General features: G+C 61.8%; 19 protein-coding genes. 6 read left to right on the forward strand and 13 right to left on the reverse strand.

Annotation, left to right across the window (positions count from 1 at the left end; translation table 11 throughout):
- Nucleotides 1-34: 34 nt before the first annotated feature.
- Genes ACIBCT_RS35740 through ACIBCT_RS35750 form a run of 3 tightly spaced genes read right to left on the reverse strand, consistent with a single transcriptional unit; the run spans nt 35 to nt 1,080 of the window.
- A complete protein-coding gene (locus ACIBCT_RS35740; RefSeq protein WP_399196382.1) occupies nt 35-454 on the reverse strand; it encodes a hypothetical protein in 420 nt (139 codons plus the stop codon).
- On the reverse strand, nt 454-705 hold the full coding sequence (locus ACIBCT_RS35745) for a hypothetical protein (protein WP_399196384.1): 252 nt from the start codon (nt 703-705) through the stop codon (nt 454-456). The genes ACIBCT_RS35740 and ACIBCT_RS35745 overlap by 1 nt, the downstream gene beginning before the upstream one ends.
- Complete coding sequence (locus tag ACIBCT_RS35750) at nt 706-1,080, reverse strand: hypothetical protein (protein ID WP_399196386.1); 375 nt, start codon at nt 1,078-1,080, stop codon at nt 706-708.
- 294 nt (nt 1,081-1,374) lie between these two features.
- Between ACIBCT_RS35750 and ACIBCT_RS35755 the strand changes: the two genes are divergently transcribed.
- Genes ACIBCT_RS35755 through ACIBCT_RS35780 form a run of 6 tightly spaced genes read left to right on the forward strand, consistent with a single transcriptional unit; the run spans nt 1,375 to nt 3,482 of the window.
- Nucleotides 1,375-1,830: a hypothetical protein gene (locus tag ACIBCT_RS35755; protein WP_399196388.1), complete on the forward strand. Its 456-nt coding sequence runs from the start codon at nt 1,375-1,377 to the stop codon at nt 1,828-1,830.
- Entirely contained in the window at nt 1,827-2,231 is a 405-nt protein-coding gene (locus tag ACIBCT_RS35760; protein WP_399196390.1) for a hypothetical protein, read from the forward strand. Before ACIBCT_RS35755 ends, ACIBCT_RS35760 begins: the two co-directional genes overlap by 4 nt.
- The gene (locus ACIBCT_RS35765; RefSeq protein ID WP_399196392.1) at nt 2,228-2,500 is read left to right on the forward strand and encodes a hypothetical protein; all 273 of its coding nucleotides are present in this window, start codon (nt 2,228-2,230) and stop codon (nt 2,498-2,500) included. The genes ACIBCT_RS35760 and ACIBCT_RS35765 overlap by 4 nt, the downstream gene beginning before the upstream one ends.
- 44 nt (nt 2,501-2,544) lie before the next feature.
- The gene (locus ACIBCT_RS35770) at nt 2,545-2,919 is read left to right on the forward strand and encodes a hypothetical protein (protein ID WP_399196394.1); all 375 of its coding nucleotides are present in this window, start codon (nt 2,545-2,547) and stop codon (nt 2,917-2,919) included.
- Nucleotides 2,916-3,125 (forward strand): hypothetical protein, encoded by a 210-nt coding sequence (locus tag ACIBCT_RS35775; RefSeq protein WP_399196396.1) that lies wholly within the window; start codon nt 2,916-2,918, stop codon nt 3,123-3,125. The genes ACIBCT_RS35770 and ACIBCT_RS35775 overlap by 4 nt, the downstream gene beginning before the upstream one ends.
- Nucleotides 3,126-3,173: 48 nt before the next feature.
- Nucleotides 3,174-3,482, forward strand: coding sequence for a hypothetical protein (locus ACIBCT_RS35780; RefSeq protein WP_399196398.1), 309 nt, complete (start codon nt 3,174-3,176; stop codon nt 3,480-3,482).
- A 121-nt stretch (nt 3,483-3,603) separates the two neighbouring features.
- Here the strand turns inward: ACIBCT_RS35780 and ACIBCT_RS35785 are convergent, their stop codons facing one another.
- From ACIBCT_RS35785 to ACIBCT_RS35830, 10 genes are all read right to left on the reverse strand, one after another.
- On the reverse strand, nt 3,604-4,695 hold the full coding sequence (locus ACIBCT_RS35785) for a N4-gp56 family major capsid protein (RefSeq protein WP_399196400.1): 1,092 nt from the start codon (nt 4,693-4,695) through the stop codon (nt 3,604-3,606).
- A 14-nt stretch (nt 4,696-4,709) separates the two neighbouring features.
- Nucleotides 4,710-5,462, reverse strand: coding sequence for a hypothetical protein (locus ACIBCT_RS35790; RefSeq protein ID WP_399196402.1), 753 nt, complete (start codon nt 5,460-5,462; stop codon nt 4,710-4,712).
- Nucleotides 5,463-5,475: 13 nt separating this feature from the next.
- Nucleotides 5,476-7,149, reverse strand: a complete 1,674-nt coding sequence (locus ACIBCT_RS35795; protein ID WP_399196404.1) for a phage portal protein — start codon at nt 7,147-7,149, stop codon at nt 5,476-5,478.
- Between the two features lie 104 nt (nt 7,150-7,253).
- Nucleotides 7,254-7,805, reverse strand: a complete 552-nt coding sequence (locus ACIBCT_RS35800) for a hypothetical protein (protein ID WP_399196406.1) — start codon at nt 7,803-7,805, stop codon at nt 7,254-7,256.
- A 24-nt stretch (nt 7,806-7,829) separates the two neighbouring features.
- Nucleotides 7,830-8,039 carry a hypothetical protein gene (locus ACIBCT_RS35805; RefSeq protein ID WP_399196408.1) on the reverse strand — a complete coding sequence of 70 codons (210 nt, stop codon included), beginning with the start codon at nt 8,037-8,039 and terminating at the stop codon, nt 7,830-7,832.
- Entirely contained in the window at nt 8,039-8,449 is a 411-nt protein-coding gene (locus ACIBCT_RS35810) for a hypothetical protein (RefSeq protein WP_399196410.1), read from the reverse strand. The genes ACIBCT_RS35805 and ACIBCT_RS35810 overlap by 1 nt, the downstream gene beginning before the upstream one ends.
- Before the next feature lie 71 nt (nt 8,450-8,520).
- On the reverse strand, nt 8,521-10,089 hold the full coding sequence (locus tag ACIBCT_RS35815; protein ID WP_399196412.1) for a hypothetical protein: 1,569 nt from the start codon (nt 10,087-10,089) through the stop codon (nt 8,521-8,523).
- 70 nt (nt 10,090-10,159) lie between these two features.
- On the reverse strand, nt 10,160-10,357 hold the full coding sequence (locus ACIBCT_RS35820) for a hypothetical protein (RefSeq protein ID WP_399196414.1): 198 nt from the start codon (nt 10,355-10,357) through the stop codon (nt 10,160-10,162).
- A gap of 77 nt (nt 10,358-10,434) precedes the next feature.
- Nucleotides 10,435-10,686: a hypothetical protein gene (locus tag ACIBCT_RS35825; protein ID WP_399196415.1), complete on the reverse strand. Its 252-nt coding sequence runs from the start codon at nt 10,684-10,686 to the stop codon at nt 10,435-10,437.
- A 91-nt stretch (nt 10,687-10,777) separates the two neighbouring features.
- Nucleotides 10,778-11,617, reverse strand: a complete 840-nt coding sequence (locus tag ACIBCT_RS35830; RefSeq protein WP_399196417.1) for a hypothetical protein — start codon at nt 11,615-11,617, stop codon at nt 10,778-10,780.
- Nucleotides 11,618-11,941 lie beyond the last annotated feature (324 nt).

Below are 11,941 nucleotides of genomic sequence, written 5' to 3' on the forward strand. Positions count from 1 at the left end.
GCCCCCGAAAATCGGGGGCTTTTGTCAATCGGTCTCAGGACTCGCTGATGGAGAGCTTCGACACCGCGATCTGGAGAGCCTGGCCATTGACCGGCTGCTGCGGAGAGTCGAGCTGCCACTTGTAGAGAACCTTGCCCGTGGTACCTACCGGAACGGTAACCAGGACCGCGTGGGTAATCGGCACCGTCACATCCTGGGTGACCGGACCGAAGGTGATGATGCCGCTGTTGGAGATGATGCTCGGCCGGGCCAGCGTCGCATCCGTCCACGCAACGAGCTGCCGCGAATAGCCGGGCGTGGTCAGCTCCGGAAGTGACGTCATCTCGACGTTGTCAGCCACATTGGCGGTCAGCAGAGCAAGGTAGGTCTGGAAGGTAGCGCTGTACTCCAGGTTCTTGCCGACGTAATAGTTGAGCTTGGTCCGCGCACCGTGCGCGGTCGGGTTACCTGGCATTACGACACCTTCCGGAACATGATGATGAAATCGGGAACCGCGAGGGCGAGGAATCGCGTGTTCCCGTCCAGGCCCGTGTGCTGGCAAACGGCGGAGTCGTGCTCCGAATAGCCGATGCCGGGAGTGCCAGGCGGATAGATACCGAGGACCGTGACCTCAGCACCGGCCAGCAGCATTCCGGGGCCAACGCCCCAGTCGTCAATGAGCTGCCAGGACTCGCCCTCAGCGGGGATGTCGTTGGGATCGCTCATCTAATGCCACACCAGGTTCTTCTGCTCCAGCACCAGGGCGACGTGCGACGGGACCTTGTAGACGACGCCGCGCTTGAAGTCGTAGGAGGTGCCAGCACCAACGGTCATCTGGTCGATATCCGTGTTCACCCGAATTCGCCGGAAGGACTCGCCCGTGGCAGAGCCGATCTGGATCTCACCCGCGTCCTCCGAGACCGGCTCGGCAGGCTTGGTGTAGTCCACCTCAGGCTGCTCATCGCCCCAGGCCGGAACAGTGCCGGTGATGGTCGAGAGCTGACCAGCGCGGGCCGCCAGCTCGTCAGCGTGCTTCTCCGCGAGTTCCTCAGCGATACGCCCAGTAACGTCCTGCGGATTCTTTCTCGGACGTCCAGCCACAGTTTCTCCATACGTGATCGACGACTAGTCACATCAAGTTTGGAGTTCGCCCCGGAAAAAATGTTAATGTCCGGTTCGGCTTCACCCGCGTTTCCCTGGTACACGATTTGAGTAATGAGATTGACGTCAAGCATCAATGAGTGTACCTTCGTCTACATGAGGTACCCGGACGGGCACGAGTGCCCGACTTGCCACGCGATGAAGACGGAATTTCGGGGAGACGACTGCCAAGCCTGCTACCGCGCAAAGAAGCGACGCGAAGAAGGCGTGAAGGAACGGACTCCGAATCCTCCAATGAGCGCTGACGTTCTGGCCGCGAACACGCGAAGAGTTCGCGATGGTAGAGAATTCCGGGGAAAGACCTGCCTCATCTGGACCGGCTCAGCAGACAGCAAGGGCGCCCCGCGCTACTGGGACTCCTCGGTATATGAAGAAGGGGCGCGGAACAGCGGGCACATCAACGTCCGCCGTTGGGTCGTCGCTCAGGTTTGCGACCTGGCAGACGATGAGGTCGCCGTGGTGATGTGTGGCAACAGCTTGTGCCTCGAACGGGACCACTTGCAGCGGCTCACCAAGGCCCAGGCCGCCAACCGTCGCAACGTCAAGCGCCGCAAGGAATACGCGGCCGAAGAGATCGTCGAAGCGATCCGCGCCATCATCCCGCCGAATTACACCGAAAACGCGGGCGACATCATGAAGATCCACGAAATCCTGTGGGGCACCCCCCACCCTGACAAGGAGAACCAGTGAAGCTCTTCGTCAACAGCCAAACGTTCATGCCGCGAACGTGGTCCAAGGCCATCGGCCAGCATCACGTACACAACAGCGCGCATCTGGTGGTCATCGCAGCGCGCAAGAGTGACGGCGGAGCCATGTTCGTCGAGCGCGGCCAGTACGCGCACTTGATGGCCGAGACGAAGCTCGTCAGCCGTAACAGACCGTTCAGCACGGACCTCAAGCTCCTCACCGAAGCCGGTGTGATCGACCTGGAGACGCCTTCCGTCTTCATCTACAACCGGGGCGTGAAGGACGATCCGGTGTTCCGCGTTGAGCCTGACGGCAAACTCGTCCTCGTTGCACACTTCCGCTACGAAGGCAAGGTGGACGGACGCGGTATGTGGATCGAACTGGTGGAGAAGGAGGATCAGTGAAGCACCCTACGGTCCACGTGAACGGCCGGGAGTACGAGGTCGTCGAAGCGAGCCAGTCCGTGAAGGACGCCACCGACGGCGCAGCCGAATGGGTCCTGCGGCCGACCGCGCGACAGCAAGCGCTGGACCGCTTGAACGCTTTCCTGGACGCCCGGCCGAAGCAGGCACGCGGCCTCCACGCCAACGCCATGGCTACCGTACGTACCGCTGCTGGGGACTTCGACCTTCTCCGGACTGACCTGGAGCTGCTCTTGGGCAGGCAGGTGTGAAGCTGCGGCTCCGCTGCGAAATTCGGGTCGATCGAGACCCATGGATGGACTGGTGGAAGGACGGTGAGGAGGACGTGGATCTCGGCGTCGGCATGGTCCTCTCCTCGCACATCACATACCTCGCCGGATTTGCTGACACCGATGCCGTCGTCCGCTGGAACAGCGCCAGGCCGTGGCATCATGACTTCCTCGTGGAGGTCTCCGCGAAGTCCTGGGAGAGTTGGGCGGGAATTCGGCCCGGCAAGACGCGCCGTGACGTCATCGACTACGTGACCTACAACATCCCCTACGGATTCGCGGCCCTGGAGCAGACCAAGGCTCAGGTCACCTGGAAGGGCATCACGCCCGTGGACTACAGCACCCCTGAGAAGCGACACGAGCTGCTGTTCCGCTGGCCCACGATGAGGATGAGCGAATGAGCGAAGACCAGTGGATCCTGGAGTACACCGATCACGGCGTCTTCTGGCGGGAAGATGCTGGAGACTCTCGCAGGCAGGCCCTTGTCTACGCCGATCTTCTGATGGTTGAGCACGGCGCGTCCCTTGCCCGGCTGATCCGGCCGGACGGTGTGGTGGAGCTGGAAGACAAGGCGCTGGACGAGGCGGCTTTCAACTCCGACAAGTAGCCCTCTCCCACACGATCAAGCACTATCCCCGAAGAGGAGCACCCCAGCATGCACACCACCAAACTCCCCGAGCTTCACCCAGCCGCCGCAGCCCTCACCGCCTTCCGTGAGGTGAACGGCGAGGGCCGCACCTACACCGTCTCGGAGGCACCCGGCGGACGGGGATCCATCGTCCGATCGCTGAACCGGGCGCGGGCCGTCGGCTATGTCAAGCCGCCTGAGCGCGATTGCTACGCGGTGCTCGATGTGCTGAACGGTGATGACGAGCCTGTGCAGGAGTTCGCCATCCCCACAGCGAGGGCGTTCCGCTGGTGGTACCGGCACCTGCGCCTGCGAGTTGAGCGCGACGACGCTTGAACGAGTAGCCGTCACACGAGGAAACCCCCGCTCTCACGCCCAGAGCGGGGGTTTCTTAATACCCAGTGAGTGTACCCAAGCCCCTATCGCCGTGATACGATAGGGGCTATGAGCAGGTAAATCAGTTGGTCTCGATCAGAACCACGGACTGGTCAGTGATCAAACCCAGTCCCCAGATTGCGTACCAGGCCAGCAGGTGCTCTCGGCCGAAGTCCTGGATGCCGCCGTCGCGAAGCTCGACCGGCAGGCTGATCGCGTGGCCGAAGGCGTTGTCACCCAGAAGGACAGCCTGGTACACGGACTGACCTGTGGGAACGTCGATCGCCTTGCCGAGCGAGACGTCCTCGTACTTGCCGCCCAGCTCCGCCCGAGTGGCGCTCGTCAGCTTGCTGACCTGGGTGCTCTCGATGAAAACGACATCGTCGATACGGCCGATCTCACCGATCTGGAAGTTCCCCGGGGACGCGTACTGGGTCATGTTGATCCAGTTCGGGTCGTCCCTCAGTCGGCGGCTCTGGTGAGGATGCACGAAACAGACGTACGAGTCCCCGAGCCTGGGGGTGTTCTTCGTGCTGAGGGTCTCGACGCCGTCCTTGATCGCTGAGACCGTGAGGTGGTAGTTGCCGGTCAGGCCCATGCGCATGGAGGTCGTGCCGTTGGGCTCGCCGGTCACCTGCGTGGCGGTCGGAAGGGTGCCCAGATCGAACGGGCTCATCCGCGTCTGCGCGGCCGAGGACATGATCTTGTCGTAGCCGTAGATGTGCGACGTTGCCTGGAGCAGGGTGTTTCTCGCGCTCTCATCCAGGTAGGTAGCCATGTTACGCCCGAGCAGACGGGACGCCGTGGCCATAACGTCGTCAAACGACGCATTCAGGAGCAATTCGGTCACGCCGATGGCATAGCCGTGCTCACTGACAGTAATTGAGAACTGGGTGGCAGTCAGCGCGGCGGTTTGCATCCGCACACCTTCAACGAGCTGACTGGCTTTGCCGAGGTTGTTATACCTGGTAAAATTGATGGACAAACCGGGCTGAACGCCCAGCTCAGTCTTCTTCACGGCGAACTGTTCGAATTTTAGCACAGGCATCGCCTGGAACAGAATCTCCTTGCTCCAGATGGTCTGGATGACCGGAGATAGCTGAGAGTTAGCACCGCCCGTGTACGCCGTCGGGTTGGCGCTGAGGTTGGGGGTACCGGTGATTGCGCTAGGCATGAAGGACGTACTTCCTATCCGAAGATTCCACGGCTGGAGGAAGCCGCTCCGATGACCTGGCCACGGATCTTGGCCCACTCGGAGATCGGCATGTCGTTTAGCTCGGAGGAGGAGTACGTCTTCGTGTTCAGAGAGTTGTCCATGGGGCCATCCATCGGGGTGTATCCGGCTGCGGACACTCCCCGCTGCTCGGCGGCCAGCGCGCCCTGCGCTGCCGCCAGCTCCGACGTGATGGCGTCGGTCTTGGCGATCATCGTGGCGATGGACGCCTCAACCTCATCGGGGCTGTTGCCAGTGATCAGGTCGATGAGCTGGGGGGCGATGCGCTCCCGCTCGTCGTTGACCCTGGTCTGGATATACGCCTGGAGCTGCGCCATCTGGCGCTCCTTCTCCAGCAGGATGCGCTCGCGCTCGCGGTCGGCCTCGATCTGCTCGATTCGGGCGTTCCACTCCGCCTCGCGGGTGGCGAGGAGATCCCGTACGGACATCTCCTCCTCGCGCCGCAGGCGCTCAGCCTCGGCCCGCTGCCTCTCGGCCTCGGCCTTGGCCTCTTCCTCGGTCCTGCGCGCGGTCAGCAGCTCCTCAAGCTGGGACTGCATCGTGCGCGTCCGCTCCTCGGCGTCGGTGATTCGGCCGTAGAGCTTGTCCTTCTCCTGCTGGCGTACCCGCGCGAGGTCGTCGGCGGTGTACGTCCGGCCGGAGGGCTGGACCGGGATTTCCGGAGCGTCGATGACGCTGCCGGTCTGCTCACTGATCTGGTCGGGCATTTAGCACGGATCCCTAGAGTTTATTCTCCGGATCTCGGCGTTCCGGCGTTTTCGCGCCATAAGCCTGTGTCACGAGTTCGGTCATCAATGTTTCTTCTGCACCTGCCATGACTGCCGGTTGCCCGATAGCCGTGCCAGGCGTGTTGCCCGCAGAATCCGAATTCGTAGTCCCAGTGAGCGGGGCGGCGGTTCCGTCACCTTGCGGTGACATTCCCGTCATTTGGAGAATAGCAGAAGCGATTTGCGCGGTAATAAGGTCCAGGGCGCCCGACTCCTTGACGTCGCGCACCTGCTCCTCAAACAGTTCTTGCAGTTTCTCATCGGCGAATTCCACACCCATCGCCTTGAGGGCGCCGCGCTTGCTTTCGAGGCCCAGGCCCATCTTGAGCTGGATCTCATTGAGCTTGATGAGGTCGTCCACCGGCAAGGGCGGAGGCCATTCACAAGCCGTCTGGTAGACGAGCGGGTCGCGCGGGTCGATGACCTCAGGCTGGCCGGGCTGAATGATGCCGTCTGTGGCCTGGTCATAGCGAAGGGTCGCGGGCTCGAACAGGAAGAGCGTGCGCAGGATCAGCTCATTGATCCTGCGAAGTCCCTGCGTGTACTGGCGCTTTTTCGCATTGTATTTCTGCATCATCGGGAACATCTGGAGTGCCAGGGCAACACCGGACGTATTAGAAATCGGCTGAGCTTGGCCCAGAGCGTTCTCCGGCACGCCCGACATCTCATGCATGGAGCGCTTGAGCATCTCCAGAAATTGGAGCGGCCACTGGAGATCAACGCCGTTCTCCAGGTTGAAGACCTTGGCATCCGGCGGCAGTCCGCCCCAGATTTTTCGGGCGCCCTTCTCCAGGTTGTTCACGCGGGCACCGGTAATCACGGTAACGGGCGCCGAATGATAATTGATGATGTCGGCTATGGCCACCGCCAGCTCGTTGAACTGCTGGTTCAGGGGGACGATGTCATCCATGTCCGACAGGCCCCACGGCGATCCGGAGACCGCCACATTGGGGATGTGCACGATCGGGATGACACCCAGCGGATTCTTCCGCTCTTCGAGGAGCTGGTCATCTACCCACTCTTGGATGGAGTCCTCTGTGATGATCTCCTGGTAGGTGAAGACCTTTCGTGTCCCGTCATTTGTGGTAGCCCAGAATTTATAACGGAGGCGGAAGCGAATCAATCTTTCCTTGTCGTGCGGGTGCCATTCTGGGAAGCAGTGAGCCGCGTTCAGCGGCAGCACCCGCACACGCCCTGGCCGCCAATTTCCGGCCGGATCAGTGAAGTTCCGCTCGTACGCGACCTTGACGAAGCAGTCGCCCGACACAGCGCCGTTCTCGGCCATCTCGGATAGCACGGTCGGCTTGTCGTTGTCTGTCTCCCACACGCGGTTGAGAAGCGCTGGGATGATGTGCTCGTATTGCTTGGCAGACGTGAAGCTGACGCCACGAGAGAACGTGAAGTCGTTCGAGAAGCGGGTCAGCGCGCGAACGTAGTTGAACGTAAGTTGGGGCTCCCCATATTCTCTGCGGCTAGCCCAATGGAAGCCCAGGTCAATAGAAGGCCCAATTTCTTGCGTACCTGTTGAGGCGCGGCCCGGATACTTCCCACTCCTGGTCAGACAGTTCGACCAGACCCAGTGGGGAGATAGACACAGACAGACCGCTGGCCTGCTGTGACGGGGCATAGAAATTGAAACCGCTCATGGCATCACCTCCCTTCACGCAAATAGCCCGGATTGCTGATCACACAATCCAGGCTATTTGAGTTGATTTGGGAAGTTGTAATGCGTTAAGAGATACCGACCATCGGAATGCTCATCTGCGGCGTCAGATCGGAAAGGTCGAGATAGGGGGGAAGGGGAACAGTCGCCGAGTCTACGGACGAGTACACGTCGTAGCCGGAGTGGCGCTCGTCCCAGGTGTACGGTCGCGCCACGGGCAGGATGACGTGCGGCAGCTCAGGGAGGTCAGCGAACTCCAGCATCACCCAGCCGTGCCAGTCCTGATCGCGTGCGGGCACGGACGAGGGGTACTTCAGTGCCACCCAGCCTGCGCCCGGCTCGGGAATTTCCCTCCAGAGGGAAGCCGCCACCGGGAACGCCTGCCAGTCTCCCGGCTCGTCAGGGAAGGCGTAGAAGACCGAGCGGACACGCCCTGCCGCGCCCGGCTTTCGCACAATCGCCACCTGCGCCGAACTCACGCTCATACCGGCGGGGACGGTCATCTTGATTGCCCACGTGGTGGGGAACGGCGTGCCTGAGATGCTGGTGGTCACGGCCCAGGCCGGGACGGTCTGGCTCAGGAAGGTGTAGCCAGAGCCTCGGGGAAGATCGATGGACAAGCGGTACCTCTCTCTCTCGGTCTGCTAGTTGGTGCGGGCGACGGCGGCGTTGCTCCAGAACATGACCTGCTCCAGGTGCGTGATCGCCAGCGCCTTCTCACGCCCTTCGGGGAGCATCTCGTTCAGTGATCCGGCCAGATTCCGGCAGAGGCGGCGAACGGTCTCATGGGCCGTCACCGCTTCCTCGTCCGGCGGGTGGTGGCTGAACCGGTTGTCGAGATCAGCAGGGGTCATCAGTCGTTGACCTGGGCCGGGTTGGTTCGCATGTAGTGGCCACCGGAGCGGACCACCTGCTCGAACTCGACCTCGCCGTTGTTGCCCAGGCCGCCGTGGGCGAACTCGCCCAGGTAGGTCGGGGCCTCCACCCACGAAGCCGAGCCGACGTGCGCACGCTGCTGGAGGGTCTTCTCCGGCGGCTGAACCCAGGTCGGAGCCACGCGGTTGGGGCGGCCGGGCGCGGTGACGTATCCGTTGTTCACGCCAAGGCTGAAGTCGTTCGGGACGTCAGTGTCGCTCGCGATCCCCTCCTCGAAACGCAGGGGGCCGCGCCGAGCGGGGTTGGACGCCATCTTGCGCTCGTAGACCGGCGTAACCCGCTCGGGGATGGCCGGGTGCGGGGAGAGGGGAGAAACGTTTTCTGCCATTAGATGAAACTCCTCGAAAAGCGTAGCTACGTTTCCAGGCTAGAATCCGAGGAGTTTCATTTGTTAACGGCTCAGTAGAACGGGTTGTTCGCCACTTCCATGACCGGCATCTGCGTCTCCTGCGTCAGCACACAGGCGAGCGCGAGCGAGTCGGCATAGTCGTCGAAAGCGCCGGTCTCGTTTGGGGCCTCGGCCAGCATGTTCGGTCCCTTGAACTCGACCTGAAGGTCTTCCATCTGCTGCACGAAGCGCCTGTACGTGCGCAGACGACGCGCCTTCGCGTGCGCTGGCCAGCCGATCATCCGGCGTTCAAGGAGCTGGTTGAGGTGCTTCCAGCGCTTGGACTGGTCGCCGGGCATGGATCCCATCTCCACGATATTCGCGCGGGGCATGAGGACTTTCAGGCGCGAGGCTACGGCATCACCCACACCGCCGACATCGACACCGATGGCAAACACGTTGTAGGAACTCAAGAATTCGGTGATGCGGTAGTACTGTGCCTCCCATTCCATGCCCTCCAGGTCCAACCAATTGAGTACGCGATGTTCATACATTCCGAATTCGTCGGGCCGGTCCCAGTCCACCCAGACGACCGTCACAATGGTCGAGTCTTGTTTTCGGGCGGGGTCGATTCCGACGACCACTGGGGTCTGGTGCCAGTACTTCACGACCTCCATGGACTTGTCGCCCAGGGAGTCCAGGACTTCGCGGGTCGTGAACATTCCCTTTTCGAGCAGCCACATCAGCCGGAAGGACAGCTTGAACTCGTCGGAGTCCTCTCCGACGCGCAGGATCTCCTTCTTGACGTACTTGCCGTAGCGGGCGTTCGCCTTCGCCGCAGCCTTCCAGTCCGCCTCGAAGTGATTGACCCGAGAGCCGCGCCGACTGGCCAATCTCTTGTTGAGCTGGATGGCCTTGTAAAAGACGTTTTTCTCATAGCTGGGTGTGCCTGTGAAGCACATTGTGGCGTTGGTGGAGGCACCCATCGGCGCGATGGACTTGTTGACCATTTTGTCATCCGCGCCTTGGCATTCATCGATGAGGATCAAATGGTACGTCCGGCCTTCGATGATGGCGCGCGGGTGACAAGTCTGGCGGCGTACCAGAGAGCCGCTCCGCAGGGTCACGGTACGCCCCTTGCCCTTCAGGGCGTCATTGATTTCGGGCTCGGCCATGATCTCGATAGCCCGCTCGCTCGTGAGACGGCTCACGATACGCGAGTACAGGTTGTCTGCCTGGTCGTCCACGGGTGCGAAGGCGCCGACCCAGAGCCCTTCCTTGAAGTGTCCAAGAAGGTCCGGGTAAATGCGGGCGAGAACGGGCAGCATAATCATCAGCGCAGCGACGACATTGGCCACCGTTTCGCTCTTGCCGGACTGTCTGGAAAATAGCGCAGTGATCGTGGCGCCGTCTCCGATGATGACGGACTCGATCAGCCGACGGGCGAAAGGACGCTGATACTCATACAGCGGATGGCCGCTCAGAGTATCGACGATCACCATCATCTTGTCCACGAGCATGGACACGAATTCGGCCGAAAGCTCGTCCAGGACGACTTCCGTATCGAGCCGGGCCTGTCGTTCGGCCTCGGTCTCGTCAGTCAGTTCTTCGTCAAAGTATTCTTCGTCTACCTGTTCCACTATTCATACCCTCGAAAAACCCCCTTCGAGCGTACAAATAGAGAAAGCCCGGATATAAATCCGGGCTTCGTTATGAGCCGTACGGCACCTTGCCTGGCGGACGTATGGGGATGCCGAGCTGGCGTAGGACGCGGATCACCTCGCTGCGCTCCATGCCGTACATCTCCCCGAGTTTCGTGGAGGGGAGCTGGCGGACGTCGTACAGGTAGGCGATCATCCGGTTGCGCGCCTCTTGGAGGGTGACCCTCGGGCGCAGGTAGAGACACACGAGGCTGCACGAGACCGCCACGCGTTTTTCGGCGTAAGCGACAGGTGCGCCGCAGCCCTTGCAGTACAGGCGCTCGGTCACAGGCCGCGTCTCGTGGCGATGGTCTCCAGCGCTCCGATGACCTTGCGCAGGTCCTCCATCGCGATGACCGCGCCAGCTCCGTACGGGTCGCGCCCTGCTGGCGGCTCCGGGTTGTAGTCCACGATCTCGGTGACGGTCTCTCCGTGCGGACCGGGGATGACCTTGGTCTCGCAGACATGGAGCTGGCGTGAGCCGTAGGTGATCGTCAGGAGCACCTTCCGATCGACCAACCCAGGGAGCTGAACCACTGAGCACCTCCTATGTTGTTGGGGATGGACCGACGGTACAACAAAGGCCCCCGAGAGAACTCGGGGGCCTCAGCGTGCGGGAAGGGCTCTGTCAGGCGCTCTGACGCTCAAGGAGGAGCTGCCGCCACTTGGCGGGCTCCTTCTCCCACAGCGCGGTGGCTTCCCTCTTGGCGTTGATCCAGCCGCGCCTGCCGATCATCTTGTGCTCCTGCTCTAGCCACGCGCCGGTCAGGTCCGCCAGGTCGTCGTACGGATCGGCGGTCTTCCGCTCAGCGATCTCCTTGAGGCAGATGAGGACCGTCTTGCGAGGAAGCTCCTGCCCGAAGTCGGGAAGCGGGAAGATGAACGGCGGCTTGGGAGGCTCCGGCTTCTCCTCCTCCTCGCGCTCCTCGTCCTCATTCGGAGGCGGCGGGGGAAGCGGCTCCTCCTCTTCTACCTTCTCCTGCTCCTCCTGAGCCTCCTCCTGGGCCGGAATTTCGGCCAGGGGAAGCGGCTGCTTCTTCCGGGGAGGCGTGAGGTAGGTACCCACCTTGAGCGAAGCCAGGAGCATGGCGTTGGGCACTACGGCGATGTACCAGACGAGCCACTCGGAGGGGACGTCGTAGCCGTTGTGGATTCGGCTCCAGATGACGTTGAGGCTCGCGGACACCACGGTCGCCACGATGCTCCAGCGGAAGATCAGCGTCTTGCGGTGGTGGTCGCGCACCACGTTGTAGATGATCAGGCACACGACTTCCAGCGCGATCACGGACCCCGGCAGGAAGTAAGCCTGTCCCCCGCCCCAGCCGTTCCAGCCCATGATCTTCATAGCGAGCTGGCTCTGGTCGCCGAGGGAGAGTCCGGCGGCGCAGATGGTGGAGAACATGATGCCCATGCGGATCATGTAGTAGGTGCGAAGGGTGGTCTCGTCGGTATCGTCAATGAGGGACATGGGGAGGTGGCTCTCCTCGGTCCAAGAGGCCCTGGCCCGTGTGTGCGCACGGTCCAGGGCTTCGCCGTTGGTGGGATGTGTCCGATTCCACCACATCGCACCGTCGATAGCGAGCCGAAAACACGAGTAGGCCGTTGGCACTTATGCTGGCCAACAGCCTTCTCTACCATGCTCCACCATGACCGTCGGATTCTTGACGGAAGCCCTTAACTAGCAAATGATCTAGCAACGATGATCTTGGTGGGCGATCTTCAGTTGTGTTTTCGCAGCTCAGAGGCCAAGTGCTCAGATTGCTTGGAACCACTTGCGGGGAGTCCCCCAGTC

Origin of the sequence: Streptosporangium sp. NPDC050855 (assembly GCF_044456585.1) — a bacterium.
Classification (GTDB): Bacteria; Actinomycetota; Actinomycetes; order Streptosporangiales; family Streptosporangiaceae; genus Streptosporangium; species Streptosporangium longisporum.

Coding starts and splice junctions, on each gene's coding strand:
- ACIBCT_RS35740 (WP_399196382.1), bottom strand. CDS start 454: ATGCCAGGTAACCCGACCGCGCACGGTGCGCGGACCAAGCTCAACTAT.
- ACIBCT_RS35745 (WP_399196384.1), bottom strand. CDS start 705: ATGAGCGATCCCAACGACATCCCCGCTGAGGGCGAGTCCTGGCAGCTC.
- ACIBCT_RS35755 (WP_399196388.1), top strand. CDS start 1,375: ATGAGCGCTGACGTTCTGGCCGCGAACACGCGAAGAGTTCGCGATGGT.
- ACIBCT_RS35770 (WP_399196394.1), top strand. CDS start 2,545: ATGGACTGGTGGAAGGACGGTGAGGAGGACGTGGATCTCGGCGTCGGC.
- ACIBCT_RS35775 (WP_399196396.1), top strand. CDS start 2,916: ATGAGCGAAGACCAGTGGATCCTGGAGTACACCGATCACGGCGTCTTC.
- ACIBCT_RS35780 (WP_399196398.1), top strand. CDS start 3,174: ATGCACACCACCAAACTCCCCGAGCTTCACCCAGCCGCCGCAGCCCTC.
- ACIBCT_RS35785 (WP_399196400.1), bottom strand. CDS start 4,695: ATGCCTAGCGCAATCACCGGTACCCCCAACCTCAGCGCCAACCCGACG.
- ACIBCT_RS35790 (WP_399196402.1), bottom strand. CDS start 5,462: ATGCCCGACCAGATCAGTGAGCAGACCGGCAGCGTCATCGACGCTCCG.
- ACIBCT_RS35795 (WP_399196404.1), bottom strand. CDS start 7,149: ATGCCCCGTCACAGCAGGCCAGCGGTCTGTCTGTGTCTATCTCCCCAC.
- ACIBCT_RS35805 (WP_399196408.1), bottom strand. CDS start 8,039: ATGACCCCTGCTGATCTCGACAACCGGTTCAGCCACCACCCGCCGGAC.
- ACIBCT_RS35810 (WP_399196410.1), bottom strand. CDS start 8,449: ATGGCAGAAAACGTTTCTCCCCTCTCCCCGCACCCGGCCATCCCCGAG.
- ACIBCT_RS35830 (WP_399196417.1), bottom strand. CDS start 11,617: ATGTCCCTCATTGACGATACCGACGAGACCACCCTTCGCACCTACTAC.